The sequence below is a fragment of the Streptomyces sp. enrichment culture genome (genome assembly GCF_964273145.1).
Taxonomy (GTDB): Bacteria; Actinomycetota; Actinomycetes; order Streptomycetales; family Streptomycetaceae; genus Streptomyces.
This window is the reverse complement of record NZ_OZ186873.1, coordinates 95720-113967: the sequence shown is the minus strand read 5'-3', so window position 1 is coordinate 113967 and position 18248 is coordinate 95720. Positions and strand designations below refer to the sequence as shown.

The window sequence follows — 18248 nt, the reverse complement described above, 5'->3', positions numbered from 1 at the left end:
AGGCGGTGGATCACGGTGGACCGCGGTGCGGCCGGTCAGCCCTCCTGGACCACCGTGAACCGCAGCGTCCCGGTGAAGGAGCGGCCGTAGGAGTCGGTCGCGGTCACCTTGGCGCGGTGGGTTCCCGCCTCGAGGTCGGAGGGCAGTTCCAGCCGCCACAGGTGCATGGTGCGGTCGGCCACGCTGCCGCCGTTGACCAACTGCTGGGCGACCGCGTGCGGGTCGGACCACTCCGGACCGACCAGCTGGTCCTCACCGCGGGCCTGCTGGGTGCGCACGGCCTCGCGCGCACGGCCGCCGTCGATGCTGACCTTCACCTTCGAACCGGTGGACCCCATCCAGAAATTGGTGGTCAGCCAGGTGGTGCCGGCCAGGTCGTCCCGGCTGATCACGTGGGGATCGCCCAGCTCGGGGGCCTGGCCCTGCTTGTTCTTGTTCCAGGCCTGGCGTTCGACGTACCACTGCCGGTAGGCGGGCGAGTTGACGCCGAGCTGCATCTGGACGTCGTCCTTCTCACCGGTGACGGTGAAGCGCTCCTTGAAGGAGTTGCCCTTGATGTCCAGGGTCAGGACGCCCGGACGGGCACCGTCACGGCCGACGGCGACCGGGTACCCCTTCCCCGTCGGCTCCCCGGAGTACCAGTCACCGGAGATGGCGCCGGCGGTGATGTGGGGGAAGGGCAGTCCCTCGACGCCGAAGAGGTCGCGCCACCCCTTGAACAGGTCACCGGTCTTCATGTTCTCGATCGAGTGGGTGTGACCGGCCACCGAGACGGCCTTGCGGCCCTCCAGCAGGTCGTAGACCTCGCGGACCTGGTCGACCTGGTGCCGCGCGCTGTCCTCGTCGGCGAAGGTCAGCAGCGGGATGTGCCCGGCCACGACGACCAGCTTGTCCGAGGGGACCTTCGCCAGGTCCCGCTCCAGCCACTCCAACTGCCTCTCGTCGAGGCGGCCGTTGTAGGAGGGGCTTTTCTCGGGGTCGTCGCAGTTGGTGTGGCGGCCGTCGGTGTTGTCGACGTCGGGGGTGCACGGGTAGCGCACGGTGTTGAGGGCGACGACGTGCGTCCGGCCGACGTCGTAGGAGTAGTACGCCGGAGCCATCCGCGCCCGGAAGGTGTCGAAGGAGTGCTCGGCGGTCTTCGCGTCGTAGTCGAGGTCGTGGTTGCCGGGCAGGAAGCGCACCGGGCCGTTGAGCTCGGCGGTCAGTTCCCTGACGTCCGGGTACAGGGAGAGGTCGTCGCCCACCACGTCGCCGATGAACAGGGCGCCGCAGCCGGTGTAGTCGTCGCGCCGGGACAGGTCGGAGACGGCTCCGGCGCGGGCGTAGCCGACCTCCTCCTTGTCGTAGGTCTGCAGGTCGCCGGCGATGACGCAGTGCTGCTCGCGGTCCTTGGTGGCCTGGCTCCTCACCAGCGGGAAGTTGACGGCCTCGGGCAGCGGGCCGGTGGGCTCGATGCCGCCGTACCGCAGTTCGGGCGAGCCGGCGGGCAGGTGGTTGTAGTGGAACTGGGCGACGTTGTGCTCGTCGACGGGCACCTGGTAGCCGGACGGCTGGGTGATGAAGACCGTCATGTTGTCGTAGGCGGGCAGCCGGTAACGGCCGTGGCGGTCGGTGGTCACCACGTCGCGGCCGTTGGAGACCACCACGCCGGCCAGGCCGCGCTCGCGCCGGTCGCTGCGGCTGTCGCGGTCGCCGTCGAGGAACACCCGGCCGGTGAGCACCCGCCCGCCGGCGGCGTCCTCGTCGGCGGGCACGACCTCGACCTCGCCCCGGTAGGCGCCGGTGTCCCAGTCGTCGCGGTCGTGTCTGTCGTTCCCGTCCGTCTGCGCGACGGCCGCGGGCGCGGCGGTCGCGGTCTGCACGGCCAAAGCGGTCAGGGTGGAACCCGCGATCGCCATCGCGCCGAGCATCGCCATCCCGGTGCGTACCGACTTGGACGAGGGGCGAGAGAGTGGCACTGCTCCTGACACCTCCGTTGCTCTTCCGCTGGATTGCCGTCGAACTCCCCTGCGGGAGGCCGGATCGGAGCGCCCGGCGACCGTGACACTGGCCGCCGGAGCTTAACTACGGGAGAGGGGCAGACGAAGGGCCGGAGGACCGTGGGGCTCCATCGGGCCCGAATGTGCGCAGGAGGGGCAGAAGGGACGCCGGTGTCGGTCGGGGCGGCCCGCGCCGCGGGTAAGTTCCACCGCCTTCGGCGACGTCCCCGAACGGTTCCGGCCGAACGGGCGGCGGCGAGCGGAGCGCGGGCCCACGCGGTGGTGCGGCCGGAGCGGCCCGCCGGCGCGACGGGCGCCGCCCGCGCCTGCGGGCTGCCCGTGACGGGGGCGGCGCTCCTACGGGGCCCCTTCCGGCTGCGGGGCCGGTGAACCGGCGAGGGCGCCCGGTCGCGGAAGGACACGGCGCGGGCCGCCGCCATGGCCCGTGCCCACCGCGTCCGGCGGGTGTACGGGCTCGCCGGGTGAACGGCCCGGGCCCGGCGCCGAACGTGCCGTGACGGGCCCCGGGACGCGGTCGGCGGCGGCCCGAGGCGGTGTTGACGGGCCCCGGGAGCGCTCCTACCGTGCGGAGCGCGGCTCGCGCCCCACGGCACGCGCCGATCCGTGCGGTTCCCCGACCCCGCGCCACGTCGACGTGCGGTCCCCGTACCGCACCAGCCGATCGAGAGGAACACCGTGAGATCTTCACCGGGAGGCGGCAGAACCCGTACCCGCGCGGGCATGTGGCTGTTCCCCCTCGTCGTCCTGCTCGTCTCCGCCGTGACGGTCCCCGCGGTCGCCGGCGAGCCCGTCCGGCCCTCCGGCGACCGCGCCGGCCGCGCGGCCGCGCCGGCGAGCACCGGCGCCGTGCCGTCGCCCGGCCGCAGCGCCGTCTGGAGCGCGAGCCTCCAGGGCGTGCACGGAGCCTCGCCCGACCTGACGGTCCGCAACATCGCCCGGGCCTCGGTGGCGGCCTCCTCGCTGCGGGTGCGCGTCGGCAACCCCTACGGCGACCGTCCCGCGACGTTCCGCTCGGCGACGATCGGACTGCAACTGCGGGTCGGCGAGGCCGACCTCGTCCCCGGCTCCCTGCGCACCCTCACCTTCGGGGGCGGCCGAGGGGTCACCGTGCCCCCGGGCGGACACGCGTACAGCGACCCGGTTCCGCTGCGCGTGGCGGCCCAGCAGAACCTGGCCATCAGCCTGTACGCGCCGAACGCGCCGGTCAACGACCACACCTTCCCCCCACCGACCCCCAACCCGCCCGCCAGCTTCCTGTCGTCGGGCGGCGACCACACCCACGACGTCGCGGACGCCGCCTACCCGGAGGAGGACCGGGGCCTGTCGGCCGAGCCGGGCTACCACCCGGGCCAGCTGTGGTGGGCGGAGGTCGTCGACGGACGTACGGCCGCCGCGGGCACCATCGTGGCGCTGGGCGACTCCAACACCACCGGCCACGCGGCACTCGGAGGCGGTGACCGGTGGACCGACCTGCTGGCGCGGCGGATCAACGCCCTGCCGCCGGGGAGGCAACTGGCCGTGGCCAACGCCGGCATCTCCGGCAACACCGTGAGCCGGCAGACCAACCCCTACGACCCCACGAGCCACTGCTGCGGCCCCCCGGCACCCGAACGGCTGGACCACGACGCCCTCGGCCTGGCCGGGGTGCGCCACATGATCCTGCTGGAGGGCACCAACGACCTGGGCGGCGGCCCGTACGCGCAGCCCTCGCCGGCCTCGCAGGTCATCGGCGCCATGCGGGAGATCGTCCGGCGGGCCCACGCCCGCGGTGTGAGGGTCGTCGGCGCCACCTTGATGCCCATGTGCAACACCCCCGGCAGCGCCAAGGAGGCCAACCGGCTCGCGGTGAACGACTTCGTCCGCGACGGCGGACTGTTCGACGGCGTCGTCGACTTCGACGCCGCGGTCCGGGACCCGGCCGCACCGGCCCAAATCCGCGACGCCTACCGCTCCGACTGCTACCACCCCAACGCGGCCGGGCACGCGGCGATGGCCCGGGCCGTCGACCTGGCCCTGTTCGGACTGGACGACGGGGGGAGCCGCCGGGACGGCCGGGAGGACCGTCCCGCCGCCTGATCCCCGCGCGGGCCGGGTCGAGGACACGGAGCGGGGCGCTCGCGGAAGGGGAAATCCCCTTCCGCGAGCGCCCCGTGTCCCCGGGCCGTTCAGACGACGGTGAGCCGGCGGGGTGCCGTGCCGCCGGCGAGGACGGCGAACAGCTTCTTGATGTCATCGGGGGAGAGCTTGATGCACCCCTCGGACTTGTAGTCGGACGGGCCGTCCCACCGTTGGCTCTCCGACCGCCCCTGCCCGCCGGTCCGGGTCATCTCGCTGTGGATGAACAGGGCCGTGCGCTCGGTCCGCCCGTTCGCGCAGAGCTTGTTGCTCAGCGGGATGGCGTAACCCTTGATGACGGTGCCGTTGTACTGCGTGTGGCGGGCGCCGACGGTGTAGGTGCCCTTCGGCAGCCACCCCTGGTTCTTGGCGCAGTCGTCCCGTCCCTTGGCGTGTCCGGCGCCCAGGCCGGACCCGGCGCGGTAGGACGCCACGGTGCGGTCGCCGCGCACGACGGCCAGCTGCGAGCTCTGCGGGTCGCTCACGTTGCGGACGAACTTCAGGGTGGTGGTCGTCTGCGCCGGGGCGGCATGGCCGCCGGGGGCGGCCGCCACGACGGGCACGAGGACCGCCGCGGCGGCCACGGCGACGACGGCGGACCGGGCGGACCGGATGGACACGGGCACGTTCACGGACATGGAGGTACCTCCTTCGGTGCGGGTGCGGGTGCGGGTGCGGGTGCGGGTGCGGGCTGCGGCCGCGGTGGTGCGCGTGCCGGTCACTTGTACGTGATGTCCCAGTGGTTGCCCTCGTTGGCGTAGAGGTTGCCGGCCGCGGACCGGTACGTGGACGCGCCGTCGCTCCGCTTGCCGATGTACTTGTAGTGGTTCTTGATGTACCGGTTGACGCAGGTCGTGGGCGTGATGTCGACCTTGTAGCCGTTCTCGTGGCTGTACGTGCCCCGGGCGTGGCCCGTCTCCGTGCCCCCGGTGATGTTCACCCGGCAGCCGCTGGCGCGCTTGAAGGCGATGATCCCGTCGATGGTGCCGGAGTTGATCCGGGAGAAGGAGGTGCAGGTCTTCCGGTTGCGGTCGGAGCAGTTGCCGCTGGAGGACCAGGTGATGCCGGCCGCCCGGAGCTTGGCGGCGGCCTGGTCGTGCGTCAGTTTGGTGCCGCTCGCCTCCGCGGTGGCGGCGGGCAGGCAGACGGCGGTCGCCGCGGCGACGGCCACGAGTGCGGCGTAACCACGGTGTGAGAAACGCTTGACGGTCACGGCGGTTCCTTTCCTTCGCGATGAGCGGGGGCGGCGGTGCGGTGGGATTCCGCGCCGCCGGTGGATCCGATCGTGTCGGCGCGGCCGCCGTCCCGGCCAGCTTCGACCGGCCGATGCGGTGGAAGCGGGACGTCCCACGCGCTGACCTGCGAGGATGCCGGAAAGCGGGACGGTGTGGCGGGAATGCGCGGAACACCCGGCGGGACGGCCGCGCCCCGCCGGGGCGGGCCTTTTGCGTCGGGACGCGGTACTCGTACATATGCGCTAAGGGAAGTTGCGATTTGTCCCCGGCGTACGACTTTCGGTAAAAGGTGGGGACACGGACTGATCGACGGCTGCTGCACCGGGGGTGGGAATGCCGCGTTGGAAGCCGCTGCCCGAGGGGACGGACCCCAGCGTCCGCCAGTTGGTCGGGCACCTGCGCAGGCTCAAGGACCGCAGCGGGCTGAGCCTGGCCGCGCTGGAGGCCAAGACCGGTTGCAGCCGGTCCTCTTGGGAACGGTACCTGGGCGGGCACGCGCTGCCGTCCCGGCGTGCGGTCGAGAGCCTGTGCGAACTGGGCGGCGTCGATCCGGCCCGGCTCCTCGCCCTGCGGGAAGTCGCGGAGACGGTCCGGCCCGCCCCCGCCCCCACCGCCGCGGGGGAGGACACCGCGGGCCCGGCGACCCGCCCCGGGCCGGCGCCCGGCACCGGCGTCGCAGGACCACTGTTCGCGCTGGTGGTGACCGCGGCCTTCGTCGCCGCCGCCACGGCCGGGGCGCTGCTCGGCCTGAAGCCGTGGCGGGAGGCACAGGCCGCGACCCGGCCGTCCCCGGTCCGCTGTGACGTGCGGTCGCAGGACGGCGCCCTGCACGCGGGATACAGCCGGACCTGGAACAAGACGATCGCGCTCGGTTACGAGGGGGCGGCGGTGGCGGAGGCGGAGTGCCTGCTCGATCACCACGGTTATGACACCGGCCGCGTCGACGGCCTGTACGACATCGCCACCCGCGACGCCGCCAAGCGGGCGCAGCGGGACGCCGGGGAGGTGGCCGACGGGATCGTCGGCCAGCACACCTGGCCCGTGCTGCGCCGGGAGTGGTGAACACGACCATGCCCTGGAAACCGTTGCCGGACACGCTCAGCCCCGAGTGCCTGCGCTTCGTCACCAGGCTGCGCGAGCTGAAGGACCGCGCCGGTGTGAGCCTGACCGTCCTGGCGCAGCGGACGGCGTACAGCAAGTCCTCCTGGGACCGTTGCCTGAACGGCAGGGCGCTGCCCCCGCGGCAGGCGGTGGAGACCTTGTGCCGCCTGGCCGGGCAGCCCCCCGGTCAGCTTCTCGCCCTGTGGGAACTGGCGGAACTCACCTGGAGCGGCCGCGCGTCGTCCGGCGGGACACCGGCGGGCGGGACGCCCGCGTCCGGGACTTCGGCGCGAGCCCCGAAGCGGGCGGGGCGGCCCCCGGCGCGGACCGCGCCCGCCCCGTACCCTCCGGCCCCGGTGGCGAGGAGGGACGCCCGGCGGCTCTACTCCTCGCGGACGGTCGCGCTCACCGCCGTACTGGTGGCCGCCGTCACCCTCCCCCTCTCCTGGTGGCTGGCCGGCAGCGCGGGAGGGCGAACCGCGCCGGGGCCGGCCGTGGCCGTCTCCACCGCGCGGACGCTCTGCACCGGCCGCGCCTGTCACGGCGAGAACCCCGTGGCGGCATGGTGCGTCAACGGCTCGAAGGTGGTCGCCGGGAAGCGCACCGACAGCGGCGTCCGGTTCGAGATCCGCCACCGGCCGGCCTGCCGGACGGCGTGGGGCCGGATGTGGTTCTCCCGGCCGGGGGACCGGCTCGTCGTCACCCTGGGCGACGAACGGTTCGTCGTGACCGACGACGATCCGGCGAGGACCGGCGGCTACCACACCACACCCATGCTGACCACGGACGTTCCTCGGCGTGTCAGCGCCTGCTACCTGCCGCGGCAGGGCCGGCGCGTGTGCATCGGAGGCTGAACGGGACGGTGATCGGCCGCGCGCTCCGCCCGCCGGGGAGCGCGCGCCGCCCCTCCCCGGCCGAACGCGGCCCGGCCGGCGGGGTCTGCTCCGCTGTCCGTCCCCCCGGAATCCGCCCACGGCCACCGCCGGCTGCGCCCCGGTGCTCAGTCCGGGGTGGTCCGGAAGCGGCGGCGGTATTCGGTCGGTGTCGTGTCGAGCCTGCGGCGGAAGGCCCTGACGAGGGTGTCGACGGTGCCGAACCCGCTGGTGCTCGCGATGCGTTCCAGGGTGGCGTCGGTGGATTCGAGCTGATTGCGCGCCCTTTCCACGCGGACCGACTCGATGTAGGCGTGCGGGGTCGTGCCCAGCTCGTTCTTGAAGATGCGGGTGAGCTGCCGGTCGCTGACGTGGGCGTGTTCGGCGAGGTGCGCGACGGTGAGCGGTTCGGCGATATGGCGCAGGACGTAGTGGCGGAGATCCTCGATGCGCCGTGTCGCGGAGACCTGTTCCAGCGGAACGCTGAACTGGCTCTGACCGCTGGGCCGCTTCAGGTACATCACGAGTTGCCGGGCGACGCGCAGCGCGACGGCCTCGCCGAGGTCGTCGGCGATGAGCGCGAGGGACAGGTCGAGGCAGGCGCTGATGCCCGCACCGGTCCACACGTTCCCCTCGCGGATGAAGATCGGATCGGCGTCGACCGCGACCGCCGGGTGGTCCGCGGCGAGCTGCTGCGCGGTCGACCAGTGGGTGGTGGCCCGCTTGCCGTCGAGGAGTCCGCAGGCGGCGAGGGTGTGCGCGCCGACGCAGACGGAAGTGATCCTGCGTGTGCGGGGAGCGAGCTGCTTCACCCGTTCCACCACGACCGGATCGACGAGCGCGCGCACGCGACGGTGTCCGTCGACCTCGACCGCGCCCGGCACCACGAGCGTGTCGATGCTCCTCGTCATCAGCTCGCCGAAGGTGACGTCGGGCAGGACGCGGACCCCGGCGGCGGTGACCACGGGGTCCGCGGTCTCGGCGGCGAGGACCACGTCGTAACCGGCCGCTTCCTCGGTCTCCCGCCGCGCCAGGGAGAACACTTCCGGCGGCCCCGTGACGTCGAGCAGGTCGACGCTCTCGAAGAGCACGATGACGATCAGTCGTTCGACGACGCTCACGAGACCCCCCATGGCCGACCGCCGGTCGTGTCGGTTTCTGCATGCTAGATGACATTGCCGACGCGTCGCGTCGGCCATAGCGTCATAGGCGCAGTTCGCCACACCGAGGCGCTGCTCCCCGACATCCTCTTCCCAGGCGGTACTCCATGCCCAGAACGACGCTGCGCCGGCTCAACGGCTTCGACGACGAGCCCCCCAAGCTCGCCGATTCCACCCTGATCCTGATCGACTACCAGAACACCTACACCACCGGTGTGATGGAGCTGGACGGCTGGCGGGACGCCCTCGACGCCGCCGCCCGGCTGGTGGAACGTGCCCGCCGGGAGGGCGCCGAGGTCATCCACGTCGTCAACGACGGCGGCGAGGGCACGCCGTACGACATCCGGACGGAGATCGGCCGGATCCACCCGAGCGTGGCACCGGCCGACGGCGAGCCCGTCGTCGTCAAGCGGGCCCCCGACGCCTTCCACGAGACGGATCTGGGCCGGCTGGTCGACGAGGCGGGCAGGAGCGATCTCGTCATCGCCGGGTTCATGACGCACATGTGCGTGGCGTTCACCGCTCAGGGCGCCTTCCTGCGCGGCAACCGGCCCACCGTCGTGGCCGACGCCAGCGCCACCCGTTCACTGCCCGTGGCGGGCAGCGAGGTGGACGCCCGTCAGGTGCACCTCTGCGCCCTCGCCACCATCGCCGACCTGTACGGGATCGTCGTACCGACCCAGGAGGACCTCGCCTGATGAAGCCACTGCGTTCGGCTGTCGCGCTCTGCTCGGCCGCCCTCCTGGCGGCCACCGTCGCCGCGTGCGGCGGAAGTTCCCAGGCCGTCTCCCCCAAGAGCGAACCGTCGGCTCCCGCCACCGGGACGAACGCGGCCGAGGACACGACGACGCTCAGGGAACTCAACGGCTTCGACGAGACTCCGGCCCGGCTGTCCGACGCGGCGCTCATCCTCGTCGACTACCAGAACACCTATACCGAAGGCGTGATGGAACTCGACGGGTGGAGGCCGGCGGTGGACAACGCCGTGGACCTGCTGGCCCGGGCCCGCGAGGCGGGCACGCCCGTCATCCACATCGTCGACAAGGGGTACGACCTCAAGTCGAAGGCGGGCCGGATCATCCCGGCGCTCGAGCCCGCCGAGGGCGAACCGGTCGTGGAGAAGAGCGTTCCCGACGCCTTCCACGGGACCGGTCTGGCCGAGCAGGTCGAGAAGACCGGCAGGAAGAAGGTGATCGTCGCCGGCTTCATGACCAACATGTGCGTCCTGTTCACCACGCAGGGCGCGTTCCTCGGCGGTTATGAGCCGACCGTGGTCGCCGACGCCTCGGCCACCCGGCCGCTGCCGCTGAAGGGCGACCCGAACGGCATCCCCGCCGAGCAGGTCCACGAAGCCGCGCTCGCCACGGTCCAGGACCTCTACGGAGTCGTGGTGCCGTCGCAGAAGTCCCTCGCCTGAGCGTCGCCCGCTTGAAGGGGCCCGCGTCCCAAGTCGTGCCGAACCGCCCCCGGTCCGGCACGCATCGGCCGGCCGACCGACGACCGGAGCGCCGGCGGCCGGCCTGTTGAAGTCCCCACCCGAACTTCCCCCCACACCTTTCCCCCACCCTGAAGTCCCCCCACTTCTTTCCCCCCACCCCGCGGAAAACCGATCACTCATCACGGAAAGACGGGGCATGGCAACTCGTAGAGGATTTCTGGGTACCGTTTCGGCAGCAGGGGCAGCCACCCTCCTCGCGCAGACTCAAACGGCCACCAGCGCGTCGGCCGCACCGGCCGCGACTGACGAAAAGGCGGCACGCGACGCGATACGCAACGTCAACGCCGGGATGCGCGCCAACTACGCGTCCCTCAAGGCCGAACTGATCAAGCACCTCAGTCCGGTCGTCGTCGTGGAGAACAACGCCGTCGGCGGACGCTTCACATTGATCGACAACGGAGTCCGGGTCGAGACCGTCGACCCGGTCCCTGCCTACTTCGAGCTGGCCAAGTCCATCGCCCACGTCCCCCTGGGCATCTACTCGGTGATCGCGTCCTACCTCGGCGACCAGGTCCCCAACATCCCCAACGCGGCCCGTATCGACCCGCACGACCTCGACATGGTCGCCTTCAAGACCCCGGGCGACAAGGGCTGGGTCACTCCGCTGACGAGCTACCGGACCACGCTGAACTCGGCGCTCGTCAAGCTCCCCACCGCGAATCTCCCGACGGACCTGGAGGCCTCCTGCGACAAGATCCTCCGGGAGGCCGTCCGGTTCATCGACGACATCACCGAGGCCGGGTCGTTCGACATGGTGTCGTTCAACCAGTTCGCCGCCACCGTCTATCCGTCGATCCGCGTCAACATGACCTTCGCCGCCACCGCGCAGATCACCGGCATCGAGGATCTGATGAAGCGGTGGCGCACGCTGATCGGGGAGCAGGCCTGGAGCGACCTGTACGTCACGGTCCTGTCCATCTGGACGACGGCTGAACTGAACCAGGCGTCCATCATCATCCGCCGCACCATGAACCAGGCGAAGGTGGGCACCCACCTGATCGACCTGCCGGCCGTGGAGACTCCCTCGGACCCGATCGCCGTGGCCCTGGACAACCTGGCGCGCATCGTCCAGGACAACGTCGCCGCCGAAATGGTCTTCAACAGCGACCCGGAGGTCGCCGACGCCCTCAAGGGCAAGGAAGACCTGCTCTCGGACGAGATCCTCCAGCAGATCGGCGGGACGGCCCCCACCGCCGACGCCGCCGCCTTCGGCCCGGTGGCCTCCGGGACCTGTCCGATCACCGGGCGCACCGCAACGGTGTGATCCACCGGGCACCCCCGGCCGCGGGGCCGGGGGTGCCCCGTCCGGCCGCCCCGCGCCCGGGGCGGGTGGCGCACCCGTTGACGTCGAGGAGGAGCCGCACCTAGGGTCGAGCAAAATTTCTGTCCTACGGAATGTGGATTCCGAGATTCGTGCGAGTCGCGCGGGCAAGCGCTCGGGGGCGCCATGAAGGACCTCGCGGCTCCGGGGCCGATCGCCGCGTCCACCGGCCGGTTCGTCGCCGCCGTCTCCTCCCTCACCGGCGCGCAGGCCGCCGGGGGCACGCTGGTGCCGCCGTGGACCCGCGGCCATGTCCTCACCCATGTCGCGCGCCGCGGACAGTCTCCGCCACTTGCTGAATTGGGCGCGTACCGGTGTGGAGACACCGCGGTACGCGAGCATGGACGCGCGGGCCGCCGAGATCGAGGCCGGGGCCGGACGGCCGGTCGCCGACCTGGTCGCCGGCGTCCTGGACAGCGCGGCCCGCTTCGAGGAGGCGGTGCGTGCCCCGCCGCCGCTCCGGCACCCACTGCGGCGGGCCGGCGGCTGCGCGCCGAATGCCCGCTCCGGGGCCGTCAGGGCACCCGGAAGCCCCGGAAGGTGACCTTCCTGCGGGTGGTGAAGCCGAGCCGCTCGTACAGACGGATCGCGCCGGTGTTCGCCTCGGCCACGTGCAGGAACGGACGCTCGCCGCGCTCCGTGATCCGCGCGGCGAGGGCACCGACCAGCCGGGCGGCGTGGCCCCGCCCGCGGGCCTCCGGAGCGGTGCAGACGGCGCTGATCTCGGTCCACCCCGGCGGGCGCAGCCGCTCTCCCGCCATCGCCACCAGGACACCGTCGACCCGGATGCCGAGGTAGGTGCCGAGTTCCCGCGTGCGCGGCCGGAACGGCCCCGGCCGGGTCCGTGCGACGAGGTCGAGCATCTCGGGCACGTCCTGCGCCCCCAACTCCACCACGCCGGGATCGGGCTCGCCGCGGCCGGCACCGTCGGACCGGACCATCTGACGGCCGTCGAGGCGGAAGACCGGCTCCCAGTCCGGCGGGGGCACGGCCGGGGAGCTGAACAGATCGGCGAGGGCGCCCGAACCGAGCAGCGCGGCCAGATCGGCCCATTCCTCCGCGTCCGGGCCGGGGGACGGCGCGGAGAAGGTCGCCACGTCCGGGAGGTAGGTGACGGCCCGGCCGAACCGTCGGGCCAGGTGCGCGTGCCGGCCGCCGAGCGACCGCCCCACCGGGTCGTCGAGGACCCCCTCGTCCGCTCCCTCGTCGGGTACGGGACCGTCGTCCAGTAGCAAGCCGTCGTCGTTCGTCATCGTGTTCGGTGGTTCCTTCACCCGGTGGGTCGCCTGCCGGGTGAGATTACCCCTCAGCGCCGCACCGGGAGCGTGATGCCGTAGGCCCGCATCTTGCGGTAGATCGTCGTGCGGGAGATGCCGAGCCGCTGCGCCGCCAGCAGTTTGTTGCCGTCCGCTGCCAGCAGGGCCCGGACCAGGGTGTCGCGCTCGGACGCCTCCCACGCGCTGAGCGAACGGCCGCCCGCGCTGTGCAGGGACGGCGGCAGATCGCGCAGCTCGATCCGGTGGGTGCGGCGGCCCGCGGCGGCCCTGCCCAGCACGAGGTCCAGCTGGCGGACGTTGCCGGGCCAGTCGTGCCGGCGCAGCAGGGGCAGCACCTCCGGCGCGCACTCCACGTCCGTGCCGAGGCGCCGCAGCAGACAGTCGACCAGGGCCGGGAGGTCCGCGAGACGGTGCCGCAGGGCCGGTACCGTCACCACTTCGACGAAACAGCGCCTCAGGGGCTCCGGCACGCCCGCCGAGTGGAGCGTCCCCACGATCCAGGTGCCCTGGACCGACGCCGCGTCCAACGCCCCGGCGACGGCGGGCCCCTGCTCGGCGGGCACGGCGTCGACGTTCCGCAGGACCAGGGCACGCCCCGGCCCCGCGGGCGCCGCGCGCAGGGCGGCCGGCAGACCGGTCGCGGCGTCCGGGGCGCGGGGGGCGCGGACGTCCACGACGGTGGGCGCCGAGGCCGCCCCGGTGAGCGTGTGCGCGGCCCGGACCAGCGCCGACTTCCCCGTCCCGGACTCGCCGTGGAGCAGCAGCGGCGTCCGGTCCCGGGCGCACCGCGACACCGCGCGGGAGACGGCGTTCCACGCAGGGTCCGTCCCGGCCAGGCCCGGCAGCGGCCACGGCGGGACCGCGCCCCGCCCCGCGCCGGAACCGGCCCGGTCGCGGGAAGGGTCGGTGAAGGCCAGCTCCAGCAGGTACCCGGCCGTGCCCGCGCCGCTGTCGACCCGGCGGCACCGCATCAGCACGGTCCTCCCGCCCGTCAGCCGCACTTCCACGCGGGCGCGCGGCGCGTGCCCCAGTTCGGCGGCGGCCTCGCGCAACAGCCGGTGGTCGTCGCCGCCGAGCCGCACCGCGGCCTGCGGGCTGGCGAGCACCAGGCCCTGGCCCAGGCAGAGCACCGGCCGGTCCCCGTAGTGCGTCACCTGCTGGAACGCCTCCAGCAGGGCCCGCTGGTGCGCGCTGCTGACCTCGTACATCGCCCGCTCGACGTCGGCGGCGGCCTCCTGCGCCAGGGCCGCCATCAGGGAGCGCGCCGGACCGTTCCAGCACGTCAGGTTCATCGCCCCCTCCACCCGCCCGGTGATCGGGTTGCGGATCGGGGCGGCGGCGCAGCAGACGTCCTGGAGGCGCTCGTTGAAGTGCTCGGTACCCAGCACCACGTTGGGCCGGCGCTCCTCCAGCGCGACCCCGATGCCGTTCGTGCCGACGAACTGCTCGGCGTAGTTGAAGCCCGGCGCCAGATGGACCCGGTCCAAGTGCGCCGAAAGCCGTTTCTCGCCGACGCGCCGGTCACGCACCCAGCCCTTCCGGTCCGTCACGATCACACAGGCGTCCGAGCCCGACAGGGCCCGCTCCAGACGGTCCAGGACCGGCGTGGCGGCCCGGACCAGGCGGCTCTCCCGGTCGTAGTCGGGCTGGTAGGGGACGACCACCTCGTCCGGGCGGATGCCCAGGTGCTTGGAACGCTGCCAGGAGTTGCGGATGCCCTCGGGCACGATCGTCGAAGGCGGTTCCGCGCTCTCCAGGAACTGCCGGCGTGCTCGTGCGATGTGCCGGTCCCGCGCTGTGCTGCCCCTGGGCATGGCGCCTCCGATAAGCGTGTTTCCGACATATTACGAACGCGTTTGTGCCTGTCAACGGGGCGTTTTCCAGGGCTTTTCCGGGCGCTGACGATGGCCTGAACCGGGGCGCGCGGTGTGTTCCACATTGAAAAAGTCGACGGCGCCCTGCGGCCCCACGCTGTGAGTCGGCACCGCAGCGAGGCGGCACCGACCGCCGGACGAGAGGAGCGCCCATGGCGTCCGCAGGTGACACCACCCGTACCGCGATCGTCACCGGAGCCGCCCGAGGCATCGGCCGGGGCATCGCCGAACGGTTGGCCCGGGACGGCCTGGACGTGGCCGTCGCCGACCTCCCCGGCATGAGCGGGGAACTGGGCGAGGTGGCGGCCGGCATCGGGAGGACGGGCCGCCGCGCCCTCGCCGTGCACACCGACGTGACCAGCAAGGAGCAGACCGACGCGCTCGTGGCGGAGGTGGCGGAGCACTTCGGCAGGGTCGACGTGTACGTGGCCAACGCCGGTGTCGCCCGGGTCGCCCCCCTCCTGGACACCGGCCTCGACGAATTCGAGCAGATCATGGCCGTGAACCTGCGCGGCGTCTTCCTCTCCTACCGGGCCGCGGCCCGGCAGATGATCGCGCAGGGCGGCGGCGGCAAGATCATCGGCGCCGCCTCGATCGTCGCGTACCGCCCGTTCGCGCTGCTCGGCACCTACTCCGCGTCCAAGTGGGGCGTCCGGGGCCTGACCCAGGCCGCGGCCATGGAGTGGGCCCGGTACGGCATCACCGTCAACGCGTACTGCCCGGGCATCGTCGGCACCGACATGTGGGACCTGATCGACGAACGGCTGGCCGAGGCCGAGGGCCTGGAGAGGGGCCGGGCCATCGAGAAGTACGCGCAGGCCATCGCGCTGGGCCGGGTCGAGGAGCCCGCGGACGTCGCGTCCTTCGTGTCGTACCTGGCTTCCCCGGACTCCGACTACATGACCGGACAGTCCGTCATGATCGACGGCGGGATCCAGTTCTCCTGACGCGGACGCCGAGCTCCGGCCCCCTTCCCGGCGGAACGAGGAGAGAGATGTATTCCAAGGACGGCGAGAACTACTTCGTCGTGGACGCGCACATCGCCCTGTGGGACGCGCGCCCCGAGAACCGGCTCAACATCCACGGAAAGCAGTTCATCGACTGCTTCTACGACTACCACCGCAACCTCAGCCCGGAATCGGAACTGTGGCCGTACGAGGAGTACCTCTACTACGGCGGCGAGCGCCTGATGAGGGACCTCTTCGACGAGGGGCACGTCGACCACGCCATCTTCCAGCCCGCACGCCTCGGGGCGTTCTACCGCAACGGCTTCGGGCAGACCGAGGAGGCCTTCGCGCTCGCCCGGCGGCACCCGGACAAGCTGACGTACAACCACTCCTTCGACCCCCGCTACGAGCAGAAGGGACTCGACCGGCTGCGGCGGGACGCCGAACGGTTCCGGCTCAAGGGCGTCAAGCTGTACACCGCCGAGTGGAAGGGCGACAGCCGCGGCTACAAGCTCGACGACCCGTGGACGTACCGCTATCTGGAGGCCTGCCAGGAACTCGGCATCGACAACATCCACGTCCACAAGGGGCCGACGATCCGGCCGCTGGACCGGGACGCCTTCGACGTGGCGGACGTCGACAGGGCGGCCACGCACTTCCCCGAGATGAACTTCGTCGTCGAGCACTGCGGGCTCCCCCGTCTGGAGGACTTCTGCTGGATCGCCACCCAGGAGCCCAACGTGCACGCGGGGCTCGCGGTCGCGATGCCGTTCATCCACAGCCGGCCGCGGTACTTCGCGCAGATCATCGGCGAGCTGCTGTACTGGCTGGACGAGGACCGCATCCAGTTCTCCAGCGACTACGCCCTGTGGACGCCCCGTTGGCTGGTCGAGCGGTTCGTCGACTTCCAGATCCCGGCGGACATGACGGAGTACGCGCCGATCACCGTCGCGCAGAAGAAGAAGATCCTCGGGCTGAACGCCGCAGCGATGTACGGCATCGAGGTACCGCCCGGGCTGGGCCTCACCGCACCGGCGGGGGCCTGAGATGGCCGCCGCCACCGGGGAACGGTCCGCTCGCGCGGCGCTGGACACGGTCTTCGACCCGGAGCTGGACGAGCCGATCACCGACCTCGGCTTCGTGCGCTCCCTGACGGTGACCCCCGACGGGGCGGTCACCGTGCGCCTCCGGCTGCCCACGTCCTTCTGTTCCCCCAACTTCGCGTACCTGATGGCCTCCGACGCCAAGGACGCGCTGACGGCGCTGCCCTGGACCCGGCGGGTGGTGGTGCTGCTCGACGACCACCACGACTCCGATCTGATCAACCGCGGCCTGGCCGCCGACGCGGGCTACCGGGGGACGTTCGGGGCCGAGGCGGAGAAGGACCTCGAAGCGCTCCGGCTGACGTTCCGCCGCAAGGCGCACACGGCGGCGATGGAGCGGGCGCTGACCCTCCTTCTCCGGGCCGCCCCGCACCTCGACGAGCAGGACCTGTACGGCGTGGTGCTCGGCGACCTCCCCGACACGGCGACGACCCGGGCGCTGCTGCGGCGGCGCGCAGCGCTGGGCCTCGGGGTGGCGCCGTCCGACCCGGTCCTGGTGGACGAGGAGGGGCGACGCCACCCGCCGGGGGAGATCCCGCTGCGGCTGCGCTTCGCCCGTGCGGTGCGGGTGTCGATCGACGGCAACGCGCACTTCTGCCGGGACCTGTTGCGCACCCGGTACCCCGAGTCCGCGGCCGACCAGTCCCCGCGCGCCGCGGAACCCCCGGGGGAAGCCATGACCGCTGAAGCCAAGGAGAACGCCTCGTGAGGGCAGTCCAGGTCGTGGGCTACGGCCGCAACCCCGAAATGGCCGAGGTCCCGGCCCCGGAGATCACCGGCCCGTACGACGTGGTCGTCCGCGTCGGCGGCACCGGCGTGTGCCGCACCGACCTGCACATCCTGGAGGGGCAGTGGGCGGAGAAGTCCGGGGTGACACTGCCCTGCACCATCGGCCACGAGAACGCCGGCTGGGTCCACGCGGTCGGCGGTGCCGTCACCCACGTCTCCGAGGGCGACAAGGTCATCGTGCACCCGCTGATCACCTGCGGACTGTGCCGGGCGTGCCGGGCGGGCGACGACGTGCACTGCGGGAGCAGCCTCTTCCCCGGCATCGACAGCGCCGGCGGTTACGCCGAGTACCTGAAGACCTCCGCGCGCAGTGTCGTGCGGATCGACGACTCCCTCGAACCGGCCGACGTCGCGGCGCTCGCCGACGCCGGCCTGACGGCCTACCACGCCGCCGCCAAGGCCGCCCGGAGGCTGCGGCCGGGTGACCGTTGCGTCGTGATCGGCGCGGGCGGCCTGGGCCACATCGGCGTGCAGGTCCTCAAGGCCGTCACCGCCGCCGAGATCGTCGTCGTCGACCGCAATCCCGACGCCGTGGCCCTGGCCCTCTCCGTCGGTGCCGACCGCGGTGTCGTCGCCGACGGCGGCCAGGTGGACCGGGTGCGCGAACTGACCGGCGGGCACGGGGCCGAGGCGGTCATCGACTTCGTCGGAGAAGGCGGTTCCACCAGGGACGGCGTGAGCATGCTGCGCCGGGCCGGCGACTACCACGTGGTCGGTTACGGCGAGAACGTCGACGTCCCGACGATCGACGTCGTCTCCGCCGAGATCAACTTCATCGGCAACCTGGTCGGCTCCTACAACGACCTGTGCGAACTGATGGTCCTCGCCGCGCGGGGGCGCGTTCGCCTGCACACCGCCCGGTATCCTCTGGAGCGGTTCCAGGACGCCCTGGACGACCTGGAGAACGGCCGGATCCGGGGCCGGGCGATCCTCATCCCCTGAACCCGTGACGCTCC

The 18248-nt window shown here is 72.4% G+C and carries 17 protein-coding genes; 11 read left to right on the top strand and 6 right to left on the bottom strand.

Annotated elements, in window-relative coordinates:
- Positions 1-35: 35 nt before the first annotated feature.
- Positions 36-1958 carry a calcineurin-like phosphoesterase C-terminal domain-containing protein gene (locus tag ACSU6Z_RS00590; protein WP_437041765.1) on the bottom strand — a complete coding sequence of 641 codons (1923 nt, stop codon included), beginning with the start codon at positions 1956-1958 and terminating at the stop codon, positions 36-38.
- Positions 1959-2720: 762 nt separating this feature from the next.
- Between ACSU6Z_RS00590 and ACSU6Z_RS00585 the strand changes: the two genes are divergently transcribed.
- Positions 2721-4076, top strand: a complete 1356-nt coding sequence (locus tag ACSU6Z_RS00585) for a GDSL-type esterase/lipase family protein (protein ID WP_437041763.1) — start codon at positions 2721-2723, stop codon at positions 4074-4076.
- Positions 4077-4165: 89 nt separating this feature from the next.
- Here the strand turns inward: ACSU6Z_RS00585 and ACSU6Z_RS00580 are convergent, their stop codons facing one another.
- Both ACSU6Z_RS00580 and ACSU6Z_RS00575 read right to left on the bottom strand, forming a co-directional pair.
- Positions 4166-4753, bottom strand: coding sequence for a L,D-transpeptidase family protein (locus tag ACSU6Z_RS00580; RefSeq protein WP_437041762.1), 588 nt, complete (start codon positions 4751-4753; stop codon positions 4166-4168).
- Positions 4754-4833: 80 nt separating this feature from the next.
- Positions 4834-5328 carry a hypothetical protein gene (locus ACSU6Z_RS00575; RefSeq protein WP_437041760.1) on the bottom strand — a complete coding sequence of 165 codons (495 nt, stop codon included), beginning with the start codon at positions 5326-5328 and terminating at the stop codon, positions 4834-4836.
- A gap of 355 nt (positions 5329-5683) precedes the next feature.
- On the opposite strand from ACSU6Z_RS00575, the gene ACSU6Z_RS00570 reads away from it, so the two are divergent.
- Both ACSU6Z_RS00570 and ACSU6Z_RS00565 read left to right on the top strand, forming a co-directional pair.
- Positions 5684-6412: a helix-turn-helix domain-containing protein gene (locus ACSU6Z_RS00570; protein WP_437041759.1), complete on the top strand. Its 729-nt coding sequence runs from the start codon at positions 5684-5686 to the stop codon at positions 6410-6412.
- Positions 6409-7305 (top strand): helix-turn-helix domain-containing protein, encoded by an 897-nt coding sequence (locus tag ACSU6Z_RS00565; RefSeq protein WP_437041757.1) that lies wholly within the window; start codon positions 6409-6411, stop codon positions 7303-7305. The genes ACSU6Z_RS00570 and ACSU6Z_RS00565 overlap by 4 nt, the downstream gene beginning before the upstream one ends.
- A 146-nt stretch (positions 7306-7451) precedes the next feature.
- On the opposite strand, the gene ACSU6Z_RS00560 is transcribed toward ACSU6Z_RS00565, so the two are convergent.
- Complete coding sequence (locus ACSU6Z_RS00560) at positions 7452-8444, bottom strand: GlxA family transcriptional regulator (protein WP_437041755.1); 993 nt, start codon at positions 8442-8444, stop codon at positions 7452-7454.
- Positions 8445-8590: 146 nt separating this feature from the next.
- On the opposite strand from ACSU6Z_RS00560, the gene ACSU6Z_RS00555 reads away from it, so the two are divergent.
- The 4 genes from ACSU6Z_RS00555 to ACSU6Z_RS00540 all read left to right on the top strand — a co-directional run bounded on the left by ACSU6Z_RS00555 (position 8591) and on the right by ACSU6Z_RS00540 (position 11846).
- Entirely contained in the window at positions 8591-9181 is a 591-nt protein-coding gene (locus ACSU6Z_RS00555; protein WP_437041754.1) for a cysteine hydrolase family protein, read from the top strand.
- On the top strand, positions 9181-9900 hold the full coding sequence (locus tag ACSU6Z_RS00550; protein WP_437041752.1) for a cysteine hydrolase family protein: 720 nt from the start codon (positions 9181-9183) through the stop codon (positions 9898-9900). Before ACSU6Z_RS00555 ends, ACSU6Z_RS00550 begins: the two co-directional genes overlap by 1 nt.
- Before the next feature lie 370 nt (positions 9901-10270).
- A complete protein-coding gene (locus ACSU6Z_RS00545; RefSeq protein WP_437041751.1) occupies positions 10271-11245 on the top strand; it encodes a hypothetical protein in 975 nt (324 codons plus the stop codon).
- Between the two features lie 349 nt (positions 11246-11594).
- Positions 11595-11846 carry a hypothetical protein gene (locus ACSU6Z_RS00540; protein ID WP_437041749.1) on the top strand — a complete coding sequence of 84 codons (252 nt, stop codon included), beginning with the start codon at positions 11595-11597 and terminating at the stop codon, positions 11844-11846.
- On the opposite strand, the gene ACSU6Z_RS00535 is transcribed toward ACSU6Z_RS00540, so the two are convergent.
- Complete coding sequence (locus tag ACSU6Z_RS00535) at positions 11818-12555, bottom strand: GNAT family N-acetyltransferase (protein WP_437041747.1); 738 nt, start codon at positions 12553-12555, stop codon at positions 11818-11820. The genes ACSU6Z_RS00540 and ACSU6Z_RS00535 overlap by 29 nt on opposite strands.
- Positions 12556-12608: 53 nt before the next feature.
- A complete protein-coding gene (locus ACSU6Z_RS00530) occupies positions 12609-14393 on the bottom strand; it encodes a sigma-54-dependent Fis family transcriptional regulator (protein ID WP_437041746.1) in 1785 nt (594 codons plus the stop codon).
- A 212-nt stretch (positions 14394-14605) separates the two neighbouring features.
- On the opposite strand from ACSU6Z_RS00530, the gene ACSU6Z_RS00525 reads away from it, so the two are divergent.
- The 4 genes from ACSU6Z_RS00525 to ACSU6Z_RS00510 are packed head-to-tail and all read left to right on the top strand — an operon-like array spanning position 14606 to position 18234.
- A complete protein-coding gene (locus ACSU6Z_RS00525) occupies positions 14606-15400 on the top strand; it encodes an acetoin reductase (protein ID WP_437041745.1) in 795 nt (264 codons plus the stop codon).
- A 47-nt stretch (positions 15401-15447) separates the two neighbouring features.
- Positions 15448-16446, top strand: coding sequence for an amidohydrolase family protein (locus ACSU6Z_RS00520; protein ID WP_437041743.1), 999 nt, complete (start codon positions 15448-15450; stop codon positions 16444-16446).
- Position 16447: 1 nt separating this feature from the next.
- Positions 16448-17212 carry a metal-sulfur cluster assembly factor gene (locus ACSU6Z_RS00515; RefSeq protein WP_437041742.1) on the top strand — a complete coding sequence of 255 codons (765 nt, stop codon included), beginning with the start codon at positions 16448-16450 and terminating at the stop codon, positions 17210-17212.
- Positions 17209-18234, top strand: coding sequence for an NAD(P)-dependent alcohol dehydrogenase (locus tag ACSU6Z_RS00510; RefSeq protein WP_437041741.1), 1026 nt, complete (start codon positions 17209-17211; stop codon positions 18232-18234). The genes ACSU6Z_RS00515 and ACSU6Z_RS00510 overlap by 4 nt, the downstream gene beginning before the upstream one ends.
- Positions 18235-18248 lie beyond the last annotated feature (14 nt).

Bases quoted from the DNA above. Each gene is read 5' to 3' on its own strand.
- ACSU6Z_RS00585 (WP_437041763.1), top strand. From the start codon at position 2,721: ATGTGGCTGTTCCCCCTCGTCGTCCTGCTCGTCTCCGCCGTGACGGTC.
- ACSU6Z_RS00580 (WP_437041762.1), bottom strand. From the start codon at position 4,753: ATGTCCGTGAACGTGCCCGTGTCCATCCGGTCCGCCCGGTCCGCCGTC.
- ACSU6Z_RS00570 (WP_437041759.1), top strand. From the start codon at position 5,684: ATGCCGCGTTGGAAGCCGCTGCCCGAGGGGACGGACCCCAGCGTCCGC.
- ACSU6Z_RS00555 (WP_437041754.1), top strand. From the start codon at position 8,591: ATGCCCAGAACGACGCTGCGCCGGCTCAACGGCTTCGACGACGAGCCC.
- ACSU6Z_RS00550 (WP_437041752.1), top strand. From the start codon at position 9,181: ATGAAGCCACTGCGTTCGGCTGTCGCGCTCTGCTCGGCCGCCCTCCTG.
- ACSU6Z_RS00545 (WP_437041751.1), top strand. From the start codon at position 10,271: ATGCGCGCCAACTACGCGTCCCTCAAGGCCGAACTGATCAAGCACCTC.
- ACSU6Z_RS00535 (WP_437041747.1), bottom strand. From the start codon at position 12,555: ATGACGAACGACGACGGCTTGCTACTGGACGACGGTCCCGTACCCGAC.
- ACSU6Z_RS00530 (WP_437041746.1), bottom strand. From the start codon at position 14,393: ATGCCCAGGGGCAGCACAGCGCGGGACCGGCACATCGCACGAGCACGC.
- ACSU6Z_RS00525 (WP_437041745.1), top strand. From the start codon at position 14,606: ATGGCGTCCGCAGGTGACACCACCCGTACCGCGATCGTCACCGGAGCC.
- ACSU6Z_RS00520 (WP_437041743.1), top strand. From the start codon at position 15,448: ATGTATTCCAAGGACGGCGAGAACTACTTCGTCGTGGACGCGCACATC.
- ACSU6Z_RS00515 (WP_437041742.1), top strand. From the start codon at position 16,448: ATGGCCGCCGCCACCGGGGAACGGTCCGCTCGCGCGGCGCTGGACACG.